The sequence below is a fragment of the Clostridioides sp. ZZV14-6387 genome (assembly GCF_020657835.1).
GTDB classification, from domain to species: domain Bacteria; phylum Bacillota; class Clostridia; order Peptostreptococcales; family Peptostreptococcaceae; genus Clostridioides; species Clostridioides difficile_A.
Map to the genome: position 1 here is coordinate 118,884 of NZ_JAGWCW010000005.1, position 21,103 is coordinate 139,986.

The window sequence follows — 21,103 nt, forward strand, 5'->3', positions numbered from 1 at the left end:
GAAGGATAGATATTAGAAAAGTAGATATATAGATGAGTATACATATCAGAAAAATAGAAATAGGGATGAGGTAAATAGTAGAGAAATATATATAGATAGGTGTAGAGAAGTGGGAGATAGTAGAGATATAATAAATTAAATGAGTAATATTTTTTTAAATAGTAAATGAATGATATTCATTCATAAAAAGAAACTATACATATCTCTTTATTAAAATATATATTCTGCTAAGTAATTTATACATAGATTAATTTAACAAAATTCATAAGGAACATAATTAATTTAAATAATTTACAAATAGTAGATTATAATTGTTTATAAAATGAGCGAAGTATCTCAATTAAAATTGAATAGAAACTTCGCTCTTATATATGATTAATATAATTTATCTTTCCATAAATAATTTGATGTCATCATCAACTTGACCAATACCTGATATACCAAAATTATCAACTAAAATATTTGCAACATTAGGTGATAAAAATCCTGGTAATGTTGGTCCAAGATGGATGTTTTTAACTCCTAAGTAAAGTAGTGCAAGCAATACAATTACTGCTTTTTGTTCATACCAAGCAATATTAAATGCAATTGGAAGTTCATTAACATCTTCAAGTCCAAATATTTCTTTAAGTTTTAAAGCTATTACAACAAGAGAATATGAGTCATTACATTGACCTGCATCAAGTACTCTTGGTATACCACCAATATCTCCAAGATTAAGTTTATTGTAACGATATTTTGCACAACCTGCAGTAAGAATAACTGTATCTTTTGGAAGTTTTTCAGCAAATTCAGTATAATATTCACGAGACTTCATTCTACCATCGCATCCAGCCATAACAAAGAATTTTTTTATTGCACCTGATTTTACTGCATCAACAACTTTATCTGCCAATTCAAATACTTGATTATGTGCGAATCCACCAATAATATTACCAGTTTCAATTTCTACTGGTGGTTTGCATTTTTTTGCCATCTCAATTATTGATGAAAAATCTTTTTTACCATTTTTATCAGCTTTAATATGTGTACAACCAGGATATCCTGTTGCGCCTGATGTAAATATTCTTTCTTTTACTTCTTCACTTCTTGGTGGTACAATACAATTTGTAGTGAATAATATTGGACCATTGAATGTTTCAAATTCTGTAACTTGTTTCCACCAAGCTCCACCATAATTTCCTACAAAATTATCATATTTCTTAAATTTAGGATAATAGTGAGCTGGTAACATTTCACTATGAGTATATACATCAACACCTGTGCCTTTTGTTTGCTCTAATAATTGTTCTAGGTCTGTAAGGTCATGTCCTGATATTAATATTGCAGGATTGTTTCTTACTCCAATATCAACAGTTGTTATCTCTGGATTTCCATATCTTGAAGTATTAGCTTCGTCTAAAAGAGCCATCGCTTTTACCCCAAATTCACCTGTCTTAAGTGTTAATGCCACAAGAGCATCTGCTGTTAAGGAATCATCAATAGTGCCAGCAAGAGCTTCATATATAAATTCATATATACTAAAATCTTCTCTACCAATATTTAGAGCATGATGAGCATATGCAGCCATTCCCTTAATTCCATAAGTTATCAGCTCTCTAAGAGAACGAATATCTTCATTTTCAGTTGAAAGAATACCCACTTTTGATGCCTGTTCTAACATTGAAACCCTATCATTTATTTCAAAGTTTATTTTATTATCTAATATAATATCAGATACTTGTTTATTTAATTCAGTTCTTAAATCAATCATTTTGTAAATCTGTTTTTCAATTGCATTATCATCAAAATTAGCATTTGTGATAGTAATAAAAAGACTTTTTATTACTTGGTGGTTTATTTCATTTATAGAGTTTACGTCTATTTTTCCTTTAACTACTATTTCAGAGATGTTTTTTGTAACATAAACGAGTAAATCTTGCAATTTTGCAACTTCCTCACTTTTACCACATACACCTCTTATTTCACAACCTGTACCTTTAGCTGTTTCTTGACATTGATAACAAAACATACTCATATATTTTCCTCCTAATTATTTTATAATTGTTTTAAATTTCAAAAAAATAATGCACTATCATTACTACGATACTGGAACCTTTATAACAATTAATTCTAATACATCATCGTGTAAATTTTTCACATCTATTTTTGTATTAATTGGAATTTTTAAAAGAATACCAGCATTATATTGATGAATCTCTTGTTTTCCTAAACCTATAGAAAGTGTTCCTCTTACAACTGTAATATAAGTATTTGCATTAGATAGATATTTTGCCAACTTATCACCTTTATTAAGAACTATTTGAAGGTAACTAAAATCTTCATGAGAAATAACCTTTTTTACAACTCTTTCATTGTTAGGAACAGATAACTTAAATATTTGTTCAACCATAATGAGTACCTCCTAAAATAAGTTCATAATATCTTGCCAAAATAAGTTAATAATATCTTATTAAATTTGAAGTTGTAACTATAGTGTTATTATAATATGGATAACTATATTTAGTATGTTGCAATTGCAACAATAGGGAAATTTTCTTAAAATATCTTTTTAGATTTTGTATGACAATGATGAATTATTTATTTTATCACACTATTTTTATATAAAATCATTTATGGGTTTATTCTAATGATGTATTTAAGTATATAGTTAAATTTTTTATGTATATTGTTTATACTAAAAAGCTATATTACTATATATTTGATTCATATTACCTGACAATAATTTAGTATAATAAGTTATGTTTTTTAATTTATGTCTATATTAATTTAAATAATATACTATTCTCTTTATGAATATGGATGAATAAATCTTTTTCTAAATTATCCAATTTGTCATATACTAATTTGTAAGTAGTGCATCCCCAATTAGGGATATTATATCCATTGGTTTCCCTATATAGAGACTGTAATATTTCGCCTGCTACTGTGTGTTCATATTCGATTACACCTATCATTTTCATTATTTCATCCCTTAAGTACACTGAAGGTTCTTCTAAATATTCTTTAATCATGGGAAATAACTCTTCTTCTTCTTTTATTAAATGTCCTTCTAATTCAGCTTTAAGGTTACAAAATAATTTATAGACAGATTTTAATTCTGTACTACTGTGTTGATAATGTACACTAAAAACTTTAAGCAACAATTGGTCAATTTCATCAAGTTCTTTAAAGGTAAAATGGTGATGTTGTTTGATTATATTGTCAATTAATTTTAATGGATTTTCATTTTTCCAATCTATGTATGTCTCTTTTGAATTTAAAAATTCTTTGTATTTGTTATTCAAATTTTCTAGAAACTCAAAAACATTAATTCCTTTTTCTTTCAATACTTTTTCAAGATATTGGTCACCATGACAACAATAATCTATTTTTAGATTGTTGAATATCCTTGCAGATTCTGGATATTGTGTTACTATGTCACCTATTCTTTGTTCTTTAGTTAAAGTCTTCATGTAAGTCTTACCTCCTTTTTATTTATAGGAAACTTTGTGCATTATTTTTTAGTGGATATAAAGTGTTTATTGTTATAATCTATCATAGATACTGTAAATATTATGTAACCTGAATTACAAATTGAAGTTTTAGATACAAATAACTAATATAATGCTTTTCATAATAATTTAAATTTGTAACTTTGGATACCGAATGTAAAAAAAGATAATAATATAATAAATTTAGAAAATACAAATTATGTTTGGAGGTAAATAAAAATGAAAATTTCAAAACAAATGGTTATAGGAGAATTAATTAGAGAATATCCTAATAGCATAGATATTCTAGCAGGTTTCGGATTTGGGTGTGTAGGATGCCCTTCTGCACAAGCAGAAACAATAGAAGAGGCTTGTAAAGTACATGATATAGATGTAGATAAAGTTATTAAATCATTAAATGAAAATCTTATTTAAGGAGTTATAAATATGAGTGCTTTTTTAGGAAAAATTCATTTTTGGTTATACAATAAAATTCAATTGCATGAAAAACTCTTAAAAGAAATTCTAAGTCTAGCAGAAAAAAAGGGCTTTGATTGTAATTTGCTTGTAGAAGAGTCTTACTTGAAATTTGGACATCCTATAGTGGGTTCTCTAGAAAATGAAATAGATAATTCAAATATTCATGGATGGCTTCAAGAAAGGATAATAAGTGTTGAAAAACGTTTGGCATATATTATTACTAAATTATTACATCAAAATGTTATTAACATGGATGAGATATCAGAAATATTCTATAAAAATGCAGTAACTTTAGCTGAAGATGTTGATATAGAAGGATATTCACCACAAGAAATTTTCAAATTGATATTTGACTACATGCTTGAAGGTATGCCATGTGATAGAATAAATGAAGTGATTGAAAGTGATGATAATTTAGTCAAATGGAGAAGTTCGATTGACATTCATGAAGAATATTGGAAGGCTGTAGATGGTGATATAAACAACTTCCACCTTCTTAGAGATGCATGGATTAATGGGTTGTTAAGTAAAAAAGATGTAAATTATGTTTATGTTAGAAATAAAAATCTAAGTATAATAAAGAGGGTGTAAATACATTGGATGCAATCACATTAATGATTGAAGAACATAAAAACATAGAAAGAATGTTAAAAGTTATAAGACGCATATGTTTAAATATTTTAGATGGAAACAGTGTTGATTACAATGATTTCTACAAAATTATTGATTTTGTAAAACATTATGCAGATAAACACCATCATGAAAAGGAAGAAAAATTTTTGTTTACAAGAATGGTTGATGAAATTGGTGGTCCAGCTGAAAAACTAGTTAAATTTGGTATGCTTGTTGAACATGACCTTGGAAGATTATATATAAAAGAACTTGATGAATCACTTAAAAAATTTTTAGATGGAAATAAGGATGCAAGGCTCGATATATTAGCTAATTCTATGTCATATGCAAATTTATTATCAAGACACATAGATAGAGAAAATAATGTTGCATATTCATTTGCAAGAAGGGAACTTTGTGAAGAAACTTTATGCAAAATCAACTCTGAATGTGAAACTTTTGAAAAGGATATGGAAAATGTTGGACTTCAAAATAAATATATTCAGATGTTAGAATTACTTGAACATAAATATATGTAAACTTACAAGAAAGAGGCTATCTCAAAATAGAGATAAGCCTCTTTTTCATTGAACAAAACTAAAACAAGTTTATTATCAAATATAATTAAAATTATCCAATTAATAAGACTTGTATATCTGAAATATTATCCAATTAAATGATTTTATATTTATTAGAAAAGGATATCTTTTTTTAAAGCTTCCATATTTTTTATTTTAAACGTTGATAGATGGAAATCAATTGTTCCTTCATCTCTCATTCGGCATATTTCTCTTGATAGAGAAGGTCTAGATATATTTAAAAAATCAGCAAGTTCGTTACGATTTAATGCTAAGTCTATGTTATTGTTTTTTTTGTAACTATATTGCTCTAGTATGTATGTTGCAATTTTACTACGCACACTCTTTATTGACAAATATTCAATTCTTTTATTCAGTACAAGTGTCTTGTTTGATAGTATTTTTATAAAATTTTCTAACATTTTTGTGTGACAAGAACATGATTTTGTACATCTAGGTATTACATTAAAACCTTCAAAAAATAAAATTGTACAATTTTTTTGTGATTTGACAGTGACAGGCCATAAATCAAGAGCAGAAAATATAAATGTTCCTCCAAATATGTCACCCGATTTGATTATAGATATGATTGCACTGTTTCCCTCAATACTTTCCTTTAGAACAATTACTTCACCTTCTACAACCAAGCCAATTTTACTAATTTTATCTCCAAGGTTTATAATATGTTCATCTTTTTTGTATTTATGAATACTTGGATTTAAACATTTTAAAACATTCACAATATCAACTTCATTCATATCTTTAAATAATTCCGCTTTTTTAATTAAATCAATATACAAGTTAATCATATTGTTATTTTCTCCTTTGTATCTGTGGTTACGCAATCGCTATAATAAATATAGTATAATTGATAAAGAATAACAAGTAGTTTATAAAAATTATTTTTTGTAGAAATAATATATTTTAAATAAATATACAATACTTTAAAATATAAAATAAAGTAAATATTTATTTAATAATGTAATTTAATAAATATTAAGTATAATTATATTGATTATTTTGTATTTAACAATAAATTTTAAATTAATCAATAGAGAGAGATTTTATATGATACATATATTTGTATTATAAGTAATTATAAAAATTAAGTTGAAGATAAAGTTAAAAGATGAAAAGATTATTTAAAAACACTTGAATTAACAGAAAAATGATAATGTTTAATTTATTGTGGCAAATAGAGGTGTCACAGGAACTAACAATTGTCAGAAACAAAAAAACTGGTTAAAAGAGCATTAAACAATTTTATAAAAAGATTAATAATTAACACATAATATACATAACTATTTACAATAATAATTAAACTTTTTTATATTTATTAATGTAATTGACTTTTAATGAATGTTAAATACCTAAAGTTGTTAGTTAATTGTATATTAGATATTTTATATCTACTTAATATTTTTTATTTATGGGGGGCTAAATTATGTTTAAAGACATGATGGACGAATGTGTTCATACAATGACAGCCTATATTTTTAGTTTGGAAGAATATGATTTATTTATAGAAACTCAAGTTGAGGATTTTATTACAAAGTATGGAGAGGATGTTGTTGAGTCTTGTATGCATAATATAATGATTTTGCTATGTAAAATTAATTTAAATTAAACAAGTTATGTATATTTTGTAGACTTTTTTATAATATACCTATTAATCAATATTTAGATATATTTATATTTTTTAAAAATATGTATAATCAAATAGTATAAAGATATTGAAAAGGAGTTGTATTATATATGAAGTTTTATACTATACAGACTTTAAAATTTTGGAATAATAATAAGAATAATAAATATCTATTAAATAATTATTCTCTTATAGTAGAAGGTTTTGATATTCCATATAGATGGATGTATGCTCAAATGATAAATAGAATACCTAGATTTGATGATAGTATGATATGGGTTTGGTTGAATAGACCTGATTTAAGATGTAGTGGATACTTAGAAAAAGGTACAAAAGGTGTCTTACTTGAAATAGAAATAAGCAGAGATAATGTACTGTTATCGGATTTTGACCTATGGCATTTACCTTTGATGGATATTGCTGTAGAGATTTATGAAGATGAACAGATTGAAAAAGAGATAAGTTGGCAAAGAATATTTGACTTAGAATTATGTTCAAAATTCAATGAAGTGAATATAGAAGACTTGATTCTTCAAGGAGTAACATCCAAAGTTTCTCTATCCAAGGTCAAATTAATAAAAGAATTTGTTGCAAAATGATATTTATATTGATATTTCCATTGAAATTTATTCCAAAAAGTTATATATTTATAACAAGAGGTGTTATAAATACATAACTTTTTTAAGGGGTGATTTTATATGTCTAAACAACAAATTGGTATTAAATCAACACTTATTTCAGAAACAATAGCAGTTGCCTATTGTCTTGGAGCAACGTTGGGAAACAAGTATTTTTTTAAAGGAAGTAATATTGAGTATATTCCTATAATTATTTGGGTAGTAGCTATAGTATGTCAATGGATTTATGACCAAAAGAATGATGATTTGGTCGATGAAGCATCTAAATACATACTATCAAGAGTTAATGGGATTGCGATAAAAGTATTGTTTTATTCTATGGTTATAATCTCTGTATGCCTTGCAACACTGGATATAAATGTATCGAATTTAAATTTAGGGATGTTTTTATTAGTCATTTTGTTTATTCAATCTTTGTTGAAGTTATTTTTATTTATATATTTTGATAGAAGGGGGATATACAATTAGGTGTCAGTATCACTAAAGACAAAAATTAAATACTATAGAGAAAAGCACCTTATGACACAAGGAGAACTTGCAAAGTCAGTAGGGGTAAGACGTGAGACTATCGTACATTTAGAAAATGGTCGATATAATCCTTCTTTAAAATTAGCGATGGATATTGCTAAGATATTTAATACAACTGTAGAAGATTTATTTGAATTTGTTGAAGAAGATAGCATTTAAATTTCAGAGTGTACTTATATATTAGAAGATGAACGGTTTTATAAAGTTGAAAATATGTATTAAGATTCGCATAAAAATAAGTGCATTTTTATCATAAAAAAATTAAGTTAAATAAATATAAAATTAATATCAGATATACTTCCAAAATTATCTAATCGTAGATATAATGTAATTATAAAAATAATGAATATTTTTATAGTAGTAGTTAATTTTCTAATAAGGAGGGTGCAAAATGCCTAGTATGATTATGGAAGTTGTAGGAGTATTATTTATAGCTATTGGATTAATTTTGACATTCATTGAGATAAAAGGAGGTTTTCCTTCTTTTTATGGATTTGGTCAAAATGCTGTAAGAAAAAATGCTGTAGGTATTATAGCAGCAGGAGTGGCTTTAATTTTCTTCAGAAATGGCATAGAGAGTGTAGATTCTATAGCTACTTTCGGCATGTTTTTAGCTATAGAACTTGTTGTAATAGTTGCATATTTCTTAATAAGAAGAAAATTTGTTAAAGAAGACAAACATTTAAGAGTTAATTAACTAAATTATCTACTATAAAAATTGGAAGATTAAAAACAAGTAAGGTTTTGTTTTTAGTTATTTAAAATCCAAATTCGATTATTTTTAGAGAAACTATGTTCTGTATAAAGCTGGAATGTAGTTTCTTTTTTATATGTAATATAATTTTTAGAAATAAAAGTCATAATATATTATGTAAGGTAAACAGACTAAATAATATACAAATTCCTATGTCTAGCATTCTTAGAATCTTGACAAGAAAGTTAAGATACGAGATAATGAATTCATTCACTTGATATAAGATTAATTTAAAGGGAGTATTAGTATGGCTAAAACAAAAAAAATGGTAGACGGCAATATAAATCATGAAGAAATAAATAGTAAACAACGTACACGAATATCAAAAGAACCTCAAGAGAGAAAACAAGAAATAATTGAGACTGCTTTAGAATTATTTTCTGAAAAGGGGTTTGAGAATACAACTATTCAAGATATAGCAGAAAAAATGAATGTTTCACAAGGGCTCTGTTATCGCTATTTTAAGTCTAAAACAGAAATCTTTACTGCTACTTCAGAATTTTATGCTATGAAAGCTGTAGAGCAAATACAAATTCCCATATCAGAAGATTTACCTGCAATCGACAAGTTGAATACTATTATAAAGCGTATGTTTGAATACGAAATGAGGCATCATGAATTTGAAGCAAGATATAATGAAAATTCTGAGATAAGAGCAAGTAGACTAGACAATGTTGCTAAGCAACTAGTTGATGTTATGATTCCAATTGTAGAGCAAGGTGTAAGAGAAAATGTATTTCATTGTACAAATGTGACTCTTGATACTAAGTTTTTAGTGTTTGGTATTATTCATACTTTTCATGAAGAGATGCCAAACGAAAATATTAAAGAATATATAGTATCTTTCCTTGATTTTATGAAAGATGCGTTTATTTGTACTTTAAAAATTGAAGATACAGATAAAATTGGTGACGGATGGCTTAATTTATAGACCATTATATTTTAGTTGCAAGTTATTATTAAGTAGTGTAAATACTGATAAAGTATTTGCTTGGGAGTATATTTTAAAATAAAAAAAGACTTTAATTTATTCTAATGGAGGGATGGGTATAATATGAAATTACATAAAAAGATACAACTTTTATTTCTAATGCTTTTATTTACTATAATGTTAACTTCTTGTTCTGGCTCTGCAATGTCATATACATTTGAGGTTGAAACTGGTGATAAGATAAAGGTAAAATTAGACACTTCAGATGGCTATTCATTGACACAGAAAGATGGAAAGTTTACTGTAAAAAAGGATGATGAGGAAGTATTACAAGGGATATTTACCACAAAAGAAGGTTATGAAAAGTATCAAAGTATAAAGACCGCTAAAGGAGTAAAAGTTCTTGAAGATAAAGAGAAAGATGAAAATAAGTATTTCTTTTACGAATTTGAAGGTAAAGCTGGTACAGAAAATAACTTTGTTCTTTGGGTTAAGGACTCAAGTACAGGTGTAGTGATAGGTAGCTTGTCTGGAGAAGAAGAGGCAAAGTCTGCATTTGAAAGATTGTCAATTACATTATAATGAGAGTTATAATTAAATATTAATCATCAAAATCTAAAATTCTGATTTTTAAAGCAGTTAATCTTATAAGATTAATTGCTTTTTTTAGTTTAGAATCAAATACTCATATTGTATCTATTTAAGATATTTAATAAATAAAAAAGCGATGTAAAATATCTTTTTCGAATGAATTTATTCATTCGATTGTTGACAAATTAGAAAAATTGATTTATTATTGAAATACATTAATGAATGAATTCATTTATTAAATAAAAAATGACTGATTAGTTGCTTAATGAAAAAGTTATTTCTCGCATAAAATGGCTAGTTAGTCGTTTAATGAAAATAAAATTATTCATTTTTAATAAGAGACTAATAAACTTAATCTCTGAAAATAGAATAATCAAAAAATATGTGTAAAGAAAGGTAGCAGTGTAGGTATATTTTTAAACATACTATTGTTTATGGTTAAATTACTGTGTAAATATTAAAATAATTGGGTGATAACATGAACAATACATTTTTAGATAAATTACTTGAGATAAAAGAACTTAAAAACTCACTTTATAGTGTATTAAAACATCATTTCCTTTATCAATCCAATAAAATAGAGGGTAGTACTTTTGCTACTGAAGAATTAGCACTTTTGCTTGATAAGAATGTCGTTACAGGAAGACATACCTTAGATGACGTACAAGAAACTGTTAATTCTAGCTATGTATTTGATGCAATAATTGATTCATTGAAAGAAAAGATAATACATAGTTTCTTAAGCAATTTAACATTAGGTTCTTAGACATTCTTATCATTAAATATGCCCCCTCTTAGTAGACATTAAAATATATAAAACTGTCTAAAGCTAAGAGGGTTTTTCTATATTCAAAACTAAGGTATCATCAGAGCAAAAATTTAAAGCAATAGAATCATATTCAAAAGATGAGAATACAATAATAAAAATAATGGAAGAATTAAATATCGGAAAAAGTATATGTATAAGTTAGTTAGAATTTTCATCAGGATTATTCGCTTTGTACTCTTTAGTAAATAAGAATGGTAAAAACAATATAGCATCAATTGCAATACTCCATAATAGTGATTCTAATGTAAATATAGATTCGTTACCTCCTTTAAGTATAATATAAACATTGTTATTTACTAAGTGGATTAATATTGGTGCCCAAAGGTTTTTGGTCTTCATATAAGTATATCCTAAAAATATCCCTATAAAGGTACAATATGATATATGGGAAATAACACAATAAAATGGAGTTTCGGGACTGTACAAAGTAATACAAAGAGGTAAATGCCAAATTCCCCATATAAAACCTAAAATTATTACACCAAATTTTTTTCCATAAATCTTTTGTAGTCTAGGTTGAAGAAAGTATCTCCATCCAAATTCTTCTCCAAAAAATAAATTAAAACCAAAACATAAATTTATAATTACATTTAGAAATGCTATAACAAATTTATTTATAATATTAATTGATAAATTTTCATTATTAATAATAATTGTAATTATAATTATTATCAAGAATATTAATATCACACTTAAAACCTTTTTAAAATTTTTACCTAAAGATAAATTTAAAACTTCAAATTGAAATTCATTGTAAAGAACAACAACTAGAAGATAAAAAGATGTTAATGTATCTATTGTTGCAGAAATAATACTGTTATCAATTAAAAATGTTTCAGTTATAGATATTACTATTCTCACAATTGTAACTATAGCAAAAAACTTTAAAAATTTATCCACTGTTGAATTAAACTTGTAACTAGAAACTCTTTTTAGGACAACAATAGCAGAAAATGCAGGAATATACATAAATAATAATGAAAAGTTTGATATAAATTCGCTGTTATTTGGTTTTGATACTGATAAAAATAAAAATATAGATATAAAAGCAATTAGTAAAAAGTTTATTAATAAAAAATAATTTATCTCTTTTTTTATTAATTTAATATCATTTGACATATTAATTCTCCTTATCTTAGACTTTAAAACTATATATACATAGTAGCAGATTTCACCTAGAAATAAAAATATATAATGAACTTAAAAGAATTTGTTAGATATTCAGTATCTTAGAGTTGTAAAAATAGGTCACTTAATTTTGAAACTATTTATACCTCATAACAAAAAATTCTCCATCCCCCAAATACGTTTTTTGTATCTTAGTCTCAACTATTTTAAATCCTTGGGACTCATAACATTTTACAGCTCTCTTATTCCAGGTTCTTACTTCTAATACAACAGGTTTAGTACTATATTTATTTCTACATTCTTCTAAGCTTAAACTAATTATTTCTTTACCAATTCCCATTCCACAATAATCTGGTTTTATACCAATACCAAAGAATACAGAGCTTCCTTTATCTAATAAGTTTATAAAACCTATCAATTCTTTATTGTCATCTATAAAACTTATAAAATTTTTTCTCTTATCTTCTTTTGCTAGTGATAAATTATTCTTTTTAATCTCATTCCATGAAGGCAGATTGTATATTGAATATTCCCCCTCATATTTCCAATTAGTAATTTCTATAACATGTTCTTCTGTAAATATAACTTTATTTAGTTTCATATATTCTCCTAATTTCAAATCAAATTTTAATATTTATGTATCTATTTTTCTTCTGTATGCATACTTAAAGTAGAGTATAATCATAATGTATAAGTTTTTATTATAAAAAATTTTCATTAGAAAATCAAATAAAAGTATTAAAATTAGCAAAGACTTATTTAATAAAATAAAAGTATCTTGGGCGAGTACCAAAATACATATCAATCAAATATAAAACTCATAAATATAAAACTTATGCAGTATAAAATTTAAAATATATTAATGATAATATAAACATATTAAAAATCTAAATTAAAAATAGAAAAATAAAAAATTTTAAATTTAAAATTTTTTATTTTTTATTTATTGCGGAAAGAATAAAAAGATGCTATACTTTTTGTAACATATTATTCCAATTATTAAGACATAATAAGCTTTTATAGTCTAATTTGTCTAATACTATTTTAGAAATTATGTTTTTATTATAATATGGCAAAAGAATAGAAATAAGGTGATAGTAGTGAAAGTAAAATCAAATTTAGATGAAATTTTATATCATAAGATTATTGAAAGTCTTATTCGTGGTGAATACTCTGTAGGTCAAAAAATCTTACTAAATGACCTTTGTGAAAAATTTGAAGTAAGCAGAACACCAGTAGTACAAGCAGTGAAAATGTTAAATAAAGATGGTGTGCTTACTATTATGACAAATGGAAAAGTGTATGTACCAGAGTATGAATACGATATGGTAAAGCAAGTTTGTGAAACAAGAACACTGATTGAAACATATGCCTTAGAAAAAATGATGCAAGAGGAAGAAGAAGTATTTCAACAAAAGCTAGAAGTGATAAAAAGATATTCGGCTAAATGTGAAGAGTTCTATAAACAAGAAAAATCTGTAGAACTTGCATTGACAGATTTAAAATTACATAAGGCTATTGTTGAAGGTGCTAATAATGAGATTTTAAATGATGTATATGTTGGTATACAAGGAAGATTTGTAGTAGTTAATTATCTGATACGACCATTAAAAAATCGTAATTATGAGGGAACAGTGCAAGACCATTTTGAAATATTGAAGTTTATTGAAAGCAGAGATACAAAAAAAGCAGTGGAGAAATTAAGAAGTCATATTCAAGGAACTATTAAACGCTTTTGTGAAGATGAATAATGTACTTAGAGATTTCTATATATTACAGGAAGCCATAAGGCTTCCTAAAAAAATAGCCTTTATAAAATTTTTTATTTTAAATTTAAAATTTTTTATTTTAAATTTAAAATAAAAAATGAAAGAGGTGGTAGAGAGTTTGAATAAAATTATTACAGAAAGGATAGAAAAGACTATGAAGAAGCTATTTACAAATGAAACATTTTTGGAATATCAATTTGTGAGTGATTGCCAGTTATCGCCAGATGGAGGATATACAGCATTCGTTGTAAAAAAAGCAGATATCAAAGAGAATAATTACACAAGCCAAATCTATGTATTAGACAATAAGAGTGGTGAACTAAAACAATTAACATCTATAAACTCTGTAGGAGCATATGCTTGGGAAGATGAAAATACTATTTTATTTCCTGCTTTGAGAAATGAAAAAGTAAAAGAAGCTATCAAAAATGGTAAGCAATGTATGAGTTATTATGCTTTATCTTTACATGGTGGAGAAGCAAAGGAACTTTTTACCTTACCCATTAAAAGTGGTAAATTAAACCCTATAGGAAAAGGTTTGTACGCAGTTATTGACTCTTATGATAATGATAGACCTGTTGTAGAAGGATTGTCAGAAGAAGAGAAGCAGAAAAAAATAAATGCTTATAACAATAGACACTATGAGCACTTCAAAGAAATTCCTTATGCTGTTAATGGTGAAGGATATATTAGTAGAAAAAGAAAGCGTCTATACATATATGACAGTAACACTAAAGATTTGAAACCAATCACAGCACCTATGTTTAATGTTGTAGGTATAAAAATAAATGATGGCAAAATCTTATATGTGGGTCAAGAATTTGAAGATGTAAAAGGTTTAAAGAATGGTGTTTATGTATTTGATACAAATACTGATGAGAATGTTTGTATCTTAGAAAAAGATAAGTATATTGTAAAAGGTTTTGAATTATACAAAAATCAAGCAGTACTAAATTTGACTGATGCTTTATCTTATGGAAATGGAGAAAATGGAGATTTTTATACAGTAGATATTGATACAAAAGAAATGAAGTTACTTTCAAAACATCAGCATCATTGTATTGGAAACACAGTAACATCTGATGTTAAAATGGGTGCTGGTCAGACAAGCAAGGTAGATGGTGAATATATTTATTATACTTCTACAGTAAATATGGATTGCATTATTGAAAGAATACATATTCCAACAGGAAAACAGGAAAGAGTTACACAAACAGGTTCAGTTGAATTTATAGACGTAAAAGATGGAAACATTGTATGTATAGGTTGTTCAGAAAACAGTTTACCTGAAGTTTATACAGTAGAAAATGGAGCATTGTGTAAGAAAACACATTTAAATGACCATATTTTAGAGGAATATAAAATTTCTGTACCAGAATATATCGAATCAAAAGGAAGTTCTAACTGGGCGATACAAGGATATGTATATAAACCAGTAGATTATGAAGTAGGGAAAAAATATCCAGCTATATTGGCGATTCATGGTGGGCCAAGATTAACATATGGACCATATTTTATGCATGAGATGCAAGTATTTGCAAGTCAAGGTTACTTTGTTTTCTTCTGTAACCCAAGGGGGTCTGAAGGTAGAGGCAATGATTTTGCAGATATTAGAAAACAATTTGGGGATATTGATTATATAGATTTTATGGAATTTACAGATACAGTGCTTGAAAAATACACAGATATTGATGAAACAAAATTAGCTGTGGAAGGTGGAAGCTATGGTGGATTTATGACAAATTGGATAATTGGTCATACAAACCGCTTTGCTGCTGCTTGTGCTCAGCGTTCTATTGCAAACTGGAGTGGTATGGAAGGTACAACAGACATTGGTTACTATTTCTGCAAAGGACAAACAGGTGCTTCTCATATGGAAGACCACGAATTGCAATGGAAACAATCTCCTCTCGCTTATGCTGATAAGTGTGTTACACCAACTTTATTTTTACATGGTGAAAAAGATTATAGATGTTATATGCAAGAAGCATTCCAAATGTTTTCTGCACTAAAAATTCATGGATGTCCTACAAAACTTTGTCTCTTTGAAGGAGAAAATCACGAGTTATCTCGTTCAGGTAGACCAAAACAAAAGCTACAAAGACTAGTTGAAATGATGGATTGGTTTTCAATGTACATAAAAGAATAAAAGTAATATGCATTAATGAAAGACAAAAATGAGTATTAAGGAAAAACAATAATATAAATTAAAAAGTGCTTCTAGATAAAGAGAATAGCAAAGAAAAAAAGAAAATGATACAGAAAGAAAGACAATAAAGAAAGGAGAATAGAAAAATGGAAAAACTAAAGATTGAAAGTTCAGATATTTTTGAATATATATTCCCACATGATATTTCTTGTTCACCTGATGGAAGTCATATTGCTTATATTATATCAAATATCAATGAGGAAAAAGATTGCTATGAACATGACCTATATGCTATGGATGTTAAAACAGAAAAACAAATACATATGACACAAACAAAAGATGTAACATCATTTAGCTGGATTTCTGATACAGAGCTTCTTTTTACATCTAAAAGAGATAAAGCAAAAGCAGGTACAACAGATTTTTATACTATTTCTATAAAAGGGGGAGAAGCAAAGAAAGCATTTTCTATTCCAAAAACTTGTAGCATACCCATATCACTTGGAAATAAATTATGGTTATTTACAACAAAAAATCCAACAGATATAAAAAAAGCAGAACTAGACAGAGCAGTAGAAGGAGTAGATTACTGGACATTTACAGATAAACCTTTTATAAGAGATGGGGAAAACTTCTCTCAAAGAAGACGTTTAACATTAGAATTGTATCAAGAAGGAAAAAAAGAAACAAAAGCTATTACACCAAAGTATTGTGAGGTAGCAGGTGTAGATGTTTCTCCTGATAAAAAAAGAATTTTATATTCAGGTCAGATTTATGAAGATTGTGCAACACCTTTCTCTGGTCTTTGGGAGTACCATGTAGATAGTGGTGAAACAAGAGAACTCATACCACAAGGAAAATATCAAATCAGCTTAGTTAAATATATTGGTGAAGATAGAGTAATGTTACAAGCATCTATATTAGACCGTTCTATTACACAAAATCATGATATTTTCATGCTTGACTTGAATACTGGCGAAATAAATATGATTGCCAGCCCAGATGGGATGTATGCTACATTACTGGATGTAGATGCAGTATATGGTGGTGGACGTAGTAATAAAGTCGTAGGAGATAAGTTTATTGGAGCAAGAATTTGCAGAACTATGACAGAGTTTGATGAGTTTGATACAAAAACAGGTAATATACGTATCATCACAAAAGTGGATGCTTTTACATCTTTTGATATTTATGACAACACTATGTACACAATCATGCTGAAAGATTATGAGTTGGCAGAAATATATAGCATTGATATGGCTACTGGTGCAATGAAAAAAATGACTTCTTTTTCTAAGCCATATTTGGATAGTCATAAGGTTTCACTACCTGAGAAATTAACATTTGTAGCAAAAAATAAAGAAGAAGTTGATGGTTTTGTTATACCACCAATAGATGCAAAAGAAGGTGAAAAATATCCTGCTGTATTGTTCATTCATGGTGGACCTAAGTGGGCATATGGTTACATGTTTACACACTTAAAGCAGTGTGTAGCTGCAAAAGGAATGTATGTTATTTATTGTAATCCTCATGGTGGTGACGGTTATGGTGAAGAGTTTTTGGAAATGGTAGAAAGATGGGGATATGTTGATTATGACCATCTTATGGAATTTGTAGATACTTGTATTGAGAGATACCCTGGGATTGATGCAGACCGTTTAGGTGTTGCAGGTGGAAGTTATGGTGGTTATATGACAAACTGGATAATTGGTCATACAGACCGTTTCAAGGCAGTTGCTTCTCAAAGAGGTATTAGTAACTTGATTACAGCTTCCCTAATTATCGACTTTGGGGATAGAATTATGAAGCAAACTTGTGGAGATAAGACACCTTGGAATCATGAAGAAGTTCTTTGGAACCATTCACCTATTAAGTATGTAAAAAATGTAAAGACACCAACTTTATTCTTACATAGTGATAGGGATTATAGATGTTTTATGGGAGATACCTTCCAGATGTTTACAGCATTAAAACAGATTGGTGTAGATACGGAAATGTATTTATTCCACGGGGATACACATGGATTGTCTAGAAACGGAAGACCATCTAATAGAGTTGTACGTGCCAATGCCATTGTAGATTGGTTTGAAAGATATTTATAAGGGGGTTATTCTATGAGTGATATGTTATTATGGTTTAGTGTTGTATTAATCTTATTTGCTATTGGGGATTTGATTGCAAGTAAAACAAAAGCAAAAGTTTCAGCTGTATTTGTGACATTACTTTTATTTTTGATTCTGTTTGTTACAAAGGTAATACCAGGGGATATTATTGAAAGAGCAGGTATGACAGCAGCTGCAAGTTGGAGTGTTCCAATGATTATGTTTAGTATGGGAACAATGTTGAATGTTAGACAGTTTATAGATGAATGGAGAACTGTGTTGACAGCATGGCTTGGGATTGTGGCAGTTATAGTTTGTGTTTCACTTTGTATTCCTTTGTTTGGAAAAGCAACAGTGTTGACAAGTATACCAGTTATAAATGGGGCATTACCTGCCACTACTATCATGACACAAGCAGCATTAGAAAAAGGATTGACACTTGCAGCAGCTACAGCAACAGTTGTATTTGCAATCCAGAAGTTTGTTGGGACACCAATTGCCTCTAGAGCTGCACTACAAGAAGCAAATCGTCTTTTAGTAGAGTATCATGAAGCAAAGGCAAAGGGGATTGATTTAGCCAATGTCGATAATGATAAGAAAGAAGCAGAAAGTACAGGGGAAAAAGTAAAGCAAGTATTCTGTGAGAAGTATGATAAATATTATTCTACAAATGTTTGTATATTTTTCATAGCTATATTTTCTTATTTGGGATATGAGCTTTCAGAGCTTATCCATGTGAATTATTCTATTGTATGTCTTATAGTTGGTGTTCTTGTAACTCGTATTGGTATTGTACCAAAAGATATTTTAGAAAAAGGGAAAATTAAAGGTTTTATCAATATGGTTGTATTTGCAGCTGTTATTCCTTCTTTAGCAAAAGTTTCTTTGGGAGATTTAATTAGTCTGTTTGTACCAATTGTAGGTATGTTCGCAGTTTCTATTATTGGTATATTCCTTGTGATGAAGGTACTTCCAGGTTGGAAAATTATTGGTTCTAAGCCTCTTGCTTTTGGAGTAGGGTTCTGTCAAATGTTGGGATTTCCAACTACATATTTGATTTCAAATGAAGTGTGTAATGCTATTGGAGAAACGGAAGAAGAAAAAGCATATTTGATGTCTAAAATAATGCCTAAATTAGTAGTTGGTGGTATGGCTTGTATGATTTCGATTGTAGTAGCTGGTATTATGGTACCTATGTTGTAGAGGGGTTTGTAATAATGTAATAATAAGAATATCTCTTTTTAAGGTTTTGTGGTATAACATCTACTTTATGTTATACCGCTTTTCCTTTTTCATCTCGTTATATTTTAAAATTAACAAAAATATAATCTTAAAAACTAATATCTACAGTATATTCATCTTCTATTAAGATATAATTACAGTCATACTTTTTACACATTTGTAGATTTTTAGTATTTTCTTCAATAGTGGATTCCATTGTGCAGAATGAATCATCCAATCGACTTTCAATAGCATTTGCATATTTTTTAATATCTGAAAAATACCTTTCTATATAATCTTTAGTCATAACAAGGCAATAATACTGAATTTCTTTTATATATTTACTATCAAAATCTTTTTGCCAATCAAATGGAATATAGCATCCCTCAACTACAAGGTTCTGATTATTTTCAATAGCTGTTTTTATAATTTCTTTAACGATAGACCATAGATAGGGTACAAGTTCTTCATCATCTTCTGGTGTTAACTTAGTGTTTCCACTTCGTATAAGTCCCATTTTTAACAGGTCAATAGATAAATATGTATATTTGTATTTTTCTAATATTTTCTGTGCAAATAAAGTTTTTCCAGTATGAGAAGCACCTGCAATTAAAATAATCATAATTTAAACACCTCTTTCAATAAAGTGAACTGTTGAATTATCCCAGTATTTTTTATATACTCTATCATTCCTACCATCAAGATTTAGTTGATACATTCTAAATGTAACTAATATATCTTTTGGTTGCCATTGTTCTTCATAAGAATATTGATAGCTCATACCTAATTGTTTCATTACATTACCACTACGTGGATTTTTAATATCATGTGTGGCAGTAATATAAGGTATACTATCTCTTTTTAACTGTTCGACAACTGCTTTACTTGCTTCAGTCACAATACCTTTGTGCCAAAATTCTTTACACAGTCCATAACCAAAATCGTGATTATCATCCATACTTACATTGACATAACCTATTGGGATATTGTCGTTTTTTAAGCAAATGGCATAGTTATATCCATGAGAGTTTTTATATGCTTCTACATACTTTTTTTCAAAAAACACCTTTGTTTCTTCCAGTGATTCAAGGGGAAACCATGGCAAATAAGTATTTACATCTTTATCACTGTAAATTGTGAACAAAGCTCCTATGTCATTCTCAGTAAACCTTCTTAATATGAGTCTTTCTGTTTTTAGTTCAGGAGTATTTTTAAATATCATATTCCTTATTCTCCTTTCAAAGTCAAAATTTATCAGCTAACTTCTTGTAATAGATTATACTATGGTTTCATATTCTAGTCATTTTTTCTACTTTGATTAGGTTACTTTTATGTCATGATTCATCAAAAGTGAAAGGGTTGTAAAGTGAGTGATAATTAAATAGAAATAAAAACTATGCTTATAAAGCATAACAACAGATTTAATATAGGTATTTGATATTTAAATAGTCAGATTCTATAATGTAGTTTAAAGGGATGATACTATAATTGATAAACAAAATCAATATAGTTTTATTATCTAAAATTTAAAGTGAGTACATCATATTATCAAATTATGTGTATATGCTCCTTAAATTATAGGTATGTGTTTCTTAGTAAAATTAATAAAAATCAAAAACTTTGTTACTTGATTTTTAACACCGAAAATAAAAATTAAAATACAAAAAGGAAAGGT

The 21,103-nt window shown here is 27.5% G+C and carries 23 protein-coding genes; 15 read left to right on the forward strand and 8 right to left on the reverse strand.

Going from position 1 to position 21,103, the window contains the following annotated elements; all coding sequences use genetic code 11:
* Positions 1-385 precede the first annotated feature (385 nt).
* The 3 genes from hcp to ric all read right to left on the reverse strand — a co-directional run bounded on the left by hcp (position 386) and on the right by ric (position 3,455).
* Positions 386-2,017, reverse strand: a complete 1,632-nt coding sequence (gene hcp / locus KGF38_RS04815) for a hydroxylamine reductase (RefSeq protein WP_054269157.1) — start codon at positions 2,015-2,017, stop codon at positions 386-388.
* Between the two features lie 63 nt (positions 2,018-2,080).
* A complete protein-coding gene (locus KGF38_RS04820; RefSeq protein ID WP_054269158.1) occupies positions 2,081-2,392 on the reverse strand; it encodes a cupin domain-containing protein in 312 nt (103 codons plus the stop codon).
* A gap of 367 nt (positions 2,393-2,759) precedes the next feature.
* The gene (ric, locus tag KGF38_RS04825) at positions 2,760-3,455 is read right to left on the reverse strand and encodes an iron-sulfur cluster repair di-iron protein (protein ID WP_227832242.1); all 696 of its coding nucleotides are present in this window, start codon (positions 3,453-3,455) and stop codon (positions 2,760-2,762) included.
* 258 nt (positions 3,456-3,713) lie between these two features.
* Here ric and KGF38_RS04830 point away from each other — a divergent pair, with 258 nt between their 5' ends.
* From KGF38_RS04830 to KGF38_RS04840, 3 genes are read left to right on the forward strand one after another with little or no spacing between them, the layout of a single operon-like run.
* Entirely contained in the window at positions 3,714-3,908 is a 195-nt protein-coding gene (locus KGF38_RS04830) for a DUF1858 domain-containing protein (protein WP_054269160.1), read from the forward strand.
* Between the two features lie 12 nt (positions 3,909-3,920).
* On the forward strand, positions 3,921-4,544 hold the full coding sequence (locus tag KGF38_RS04835) for a hypothetical protein (protein WP_054269161.1): 624 nt from the start codon (positions 3,921-3,923) through the stop codon (positions 4,542-4,544).
* Positions 4,545-4,567: 23 nt separating this feature from the next.
* Positions 4,568-5,104 (forward strand): hemerythrin domain-containing protein, encoded by a 537-nt coding sequence (locus KGF38_RS04840; protein WP_413926747.1) that lies wholly within the window; start codon positions 4,568-4,570, stop codon positions 5,102-5,104.
* Between the two features lie 152 nt (positions 5,105-5,256).
* Here the strand turns inward: KGF38_RS04840 and KGF38_RS04845 are convergent, their stop codons facing one another.
* Positions 5,257-5,952 (reverse strand): Crp/Fnr family transcriptional regulator, encoded by a 696-nt coding sequence (locus KGF38_RS04845; RefSeq protein WP_074179113.1) that lies wholly within the window; start codon positions 5,950-5,952, stop codon positions 5,257-5,259.
* Between the two features lie 635 nt (positions 5,953-6,587).
* Here KGF38_RS04845 and KGF38_RS04850 point away from each other — a divergent pair.
* From KGF38_RS04850 to KGF38_RS04885, 8 genes are all read left to right on the forward strand, one after another.
* Positions 6,588-6,770, forward strand: a complete 183-nt coding sequence (locus tag KGF38_RS04850; RefSeq protein WP_054269164.1) for a hypothetical protein — start codon at positions 6,588-6,590, stop codon at positions 6,768-6,770.
* A gap of 128 nt (positions 6,771-6,898) precedes the next feature.
* The gene (locus KGF38_RS04855) at positions 6,899-7,387 is read left to right on the forward strand and encodes a DUF3841 domain-containing protein (protein WP_227832243.1); all 489 of its coding nucleotides are present in this window, start codon (positions 6,899-6,901) and stop codon (positions 7,385-7,387) included.
* A 99-nt stretch (positions 7,388-7,486) separates the two neighbouring features.
* The gene (locus tag KGF38_RS04860) at positions 7,487-7,894 is read left to right on the forward strand and encodes a hypothetical protein (RefSeq protein WP_074179115.1); all 408 of its coding nucleotides are present in this window, start codon (positions 7,487-7,489) and stop codon (positions 7,892-7,894) included.
* Positions 7,895-8,113, forward strand: coding sequence for a helix-turn-helix transcriptional regulator (locus KGF38_RS04865; RefSeq protein WP_074179116.1), 219 nt, complete (start codon positions 7,895-7,897; stop codon positions 8,111-8,113).
* Between the two features lie 232 nt (positions 8,114-8,345).
* The gene (locus KGF38_RS04870) at positions 8,346-8,651 is read left to right on the forward strand and encodes a hypothetical protein (protein WP_074179117.1); all 306 of its coding nucleotides are present in this window, start codon (positions 8,346-8,348) and stop codon (positions 8,649-8,651) included.
* Positions 8,652-8,955: 304 nt separating this feature from the next.
* The gene (locus KGF38_RS04875; RefSeq protein WP_227832244.1) at positions 8,956-9,639 is read left to right on the forward strand and encodes a TetR/AcrR family transcriptional regulator; all 684 of its coding nucleotides are present in this window, start codon (positions 8,956-8,958) and stop codon (positions 9,637-9,639) included.
* Positions 9,640-9,762: 123 nt separating this feature from the next.
* The gene (locus tag KGF38_RS04880; protein WP_074179118.1) at positions 9,763-10,221 is read left to right on the forward strand and encodes a hypothetical protein; all 459 of its coding nucleotides are present in this window, start codon (positions 9,763-9,765) and stop codon (positions 10,219-10,221) included.
* Between the two features lie 487 nt (positions 10,222-10,708).
* Positions 10,709-10,996 (forward strand): hypothetical protein, encoded by a 288-nt coding sequence (locus KGF38_RS04885; RefSeq protein ID WP_413926748.1) that lies wholly within the window; start codon positions 10,709-10,711, stop codon positions 10,994-10,996.
* A 201-nt stretch (positions 10,997-11,197) separates the two neighbouring features.
* On the opposite strand, the gene KGF38_RS04890 is transcribed toward KGF38_RS04885, so the two are convergent.
* Together KGF38_RS04890 and KGF38_RS04895 are read right to left on the reverse strand one after the other, a co-directional pair.
* Entirely contained in the window at positions 11,198-12,178 is a 981-nt protein-coding gene (locus KGF38_RS04890; protein ID WP_074179119.1) for a CPBP family intramembrane glutamic endopeptidase, read from the reverse strand.
* A gap of 145 nt (positions 12,179-12,323) precedes the next feature.
* Positions 12,324-12,788, reverse strand: coding sequence for a GNAT family N-acetyltransferase (locus KGF38_RS04895; protein WP_074179120.1), 465 nt, complete (start codon positions 12,786-12,788; stop codon positions 12,324-12,326).
* 499 nt (positions 12,789-13,287) lie between these two features.
* On the opposite strand from KGF38_RS04895, the gene KGF38_RS04900 reads away from it, so the two are divergent.
* The 4 genes from KGF38_RS04900 (at position 13,288) to KGF38_RS04915 (ending at position 19,410) form a co-directional block, all read left to right on the forward strand.
* Positions 13,288-13,938, forward strand: coding sequence for a GntR family transcriptional regulator (locus tag KGF38_RS04900; protein WP_054269171.1), 651 nt, complete (start codon positions 13,288-13,290; stop codon positions 13,936-13,938).
* 136 nt (positions 13,939-14,074) lie between these two features.
* Positions 14,075-16,105, forward strand: coding sequence for an alpha/beta hydrolase family protein (locus tag KGF38_RS04905; protein WP_227832245.1), 2,031 nt, complete (start codon positions 14,075-14,077; stop codon positions 16,103-16,105).
* Positions 16,106-16,251: 146 nt separating this feature from the next.
* A complete protein-coding gene (locus KGF38_RS04910; RefSeq protein ID WP_074179122.1) occupies positions 16,252-18,207 on the forward strand; it encodes an alpha/beta hydrolase family protein in 1,956 nt (651 codons plus the stop codon).
* 12 nt (positions 18,208-18,219) lie between these two features.
* On the forward strand, positions 18,220-19,410 hold the full coding sequence (locus tag KGF38_RS04915; protein ID WP_054275892.1) for a hypothetical protein: 1,191 nt from the start codon (positions 18,220-18,222) through the stop codon (positions 19,408-19,410).
* Positions 19,411-19,537: 127 nt separating this feature from the next.
* Here the strand turns inward: KGF38_RS04915 and KGF38_RS04920 are convergent, their stop codons facing one another.
* On the reverse strand, positions 19,538-20,050 hold the full coding sequence (locus KGF38_RS04920) for an adenylate kinase (RefSeq protein ID WP_074179123.1): 513 nt from the start codon (positions 20,048-20,050) through the stop codon (positions 19,538-19,540).
* Positions 20,051-20,053: 3 nt separating this feature from the next.
* A complete protein-coding gene (locus KGF38_RS04925) occupies positions 20,054-20,650 on the reverse strand; it encodes a GNAT family N-acetyltransferase (protein ID WP_074179124.1) in 597 nt (198 codons plus the stop codon).
* Positions 20,651-21,103: the final 453 nt, after the last annotated feature.

What these genes read in the sequence shown, in the direction of transcription:
- KGF38_RS04870 (WP_074179117.1), top strand. Translation starts at nt 8,346, where the DNA reads ATGCCTAGTATGATTATGGAAGTTGTAGGAGTATTATTTATAGCTATT.
- ric (WP_227832242.1), bottom strand. Translation starts at nt 3,455, where the DNA reads ATGAAGACTTTAACTAAAGAACAAAGAATAGGTGACATAGTAACACAA.
- KGF38_RS04860 (WP_074179115.1), top strand. Translation starts at nt 7,487, where the DNA reads ATGTCTAAACAACAAATTGGTATTAAATCAACACTTATTTCAGAAACA.
- KGF38_RS04925 (WP_074179124.1), bottom strand. Translation starts at nt 20,650, where the DNA reads ATGATATTTAAAAATACTCCTGAACTAAAAACAGAAAGACTCATATTA.
- KGF38_RS04845 (WP_074179113.1), bottom strand. Translation starts at nt 5,952, where the DNA reads ATGATTAACTTGTATATTGATTTAATTAAAAAAGCGGAATTATTTAAA.
- KGF38_RS04910 (WP_074179122.1), top strand. Translation starts at nt 16,252, where the DNA reads ATGGAAAAACTAAAGATTGAAAGTTCAGATATTTTTGAATATATATTC.
- KGF38_RS04920 (WP_074179123.1), bottom strand. Translation starts at nt 20,050, where the DNA reads ATGATTATTTTAATTGCAGGTGCTTCTCATACTGGAAAAACTTTATTT.
- hcp (WP_054269157.1), bottom strand. Translation starts at nt 2,017, where the DNA reads ATGAGTATGTTTTGTTATCAATGTCAAGAAACAGCTAAAGGTACAGGT.
- KGF38_RS04850 (WP_054269164.1), top strand. Translation starts at nt 6,588, where the DNA reads ATGTTTAAAGACATGATGGACGAATGTGTTCATACAATGACAGCCTAT.
- KGF38_RS04875 (WP_227832244.1), top strand. Translation starts at nt 8,956, where the DNA reads ATGGCTAAAACAAAAAAAATGGTAGACGGCAATATAAATCATGAAGAA.
- KGF38_RS04895 (WP_074179120.1), bottom strand. Translation starts at nt 12,788, where the DNA reads ATGAAACTAAATAAAGTTATATTTACAGAAGAACATGTTATAGAAATT.
- KGF38_RS04915 (WP_054275892.1), top strand. Translation starts at nt 18,220, where the DNA reads ATGAGTGATATGTTATTATGGTTTAGTGTTGTATTAATCTTATTTGCT.
- KGF38_RS04855 (WP_227832243.1), top strand. Translation starts at nt 6,899, where the DNA reads ATGAAGTTTTATACTATACAGACTTTAAAATTTTGGAATAATAATAAG.
- KGF38_RS04820 (WP_054269158.1), bottom strand. Translation starts at nt 2,392, where the DNA reads ATGGTTGAACAAATATTTAAGTTATCTGTTCCTAACAATGAAAGAGTT.
- KGF38_RS04885 (WP_413926748.1), top strand. Translation starts at nt 10,709, where the DNA reads ATGAACAATACATTTTTAGATAAATTACTTGAGATAAAAGAACTTAAA.
- KGF38_RS04830 (WP_054269160.1), top strand. Translation starts at nt 3,714, where the DNA reads ATGAAAATTTCAAAACAAATGGTTATAGGAGAATTAATTAGAGAATAT.
- KGF38_RS04835 (WP_054269161.1), top strand. Translation starts at nt 3,921, where the DNA reads ATGAGTGCTTTTTTAGGAAAAATTCATTTTTGGTTATACAATAAAATT.
- KGF38_RS04890 (WP_074179119.1), bottom strand. Translation starts at nt 12,178, where the DNA reads ATGTCAAATGATATTAAATTAATAAAAAAAGAGATAAATTATTTTTTA.
- KGF38_RS04880 (WP_074179118.1), top strand. Translation starts at nt 9,763, where the DNA reads ATGAAATTACATAAAAAGATACAACTTTTATTTCTAATGCTTTTATTT.
- KGF38_RS04840 (WP_413926747.1), top strand. Translation starts at nt 4,568, where the DNA reads ATGATTGAAGAACATAAAAACATAGAAAGAATGTTAAAAGTTATAAGA.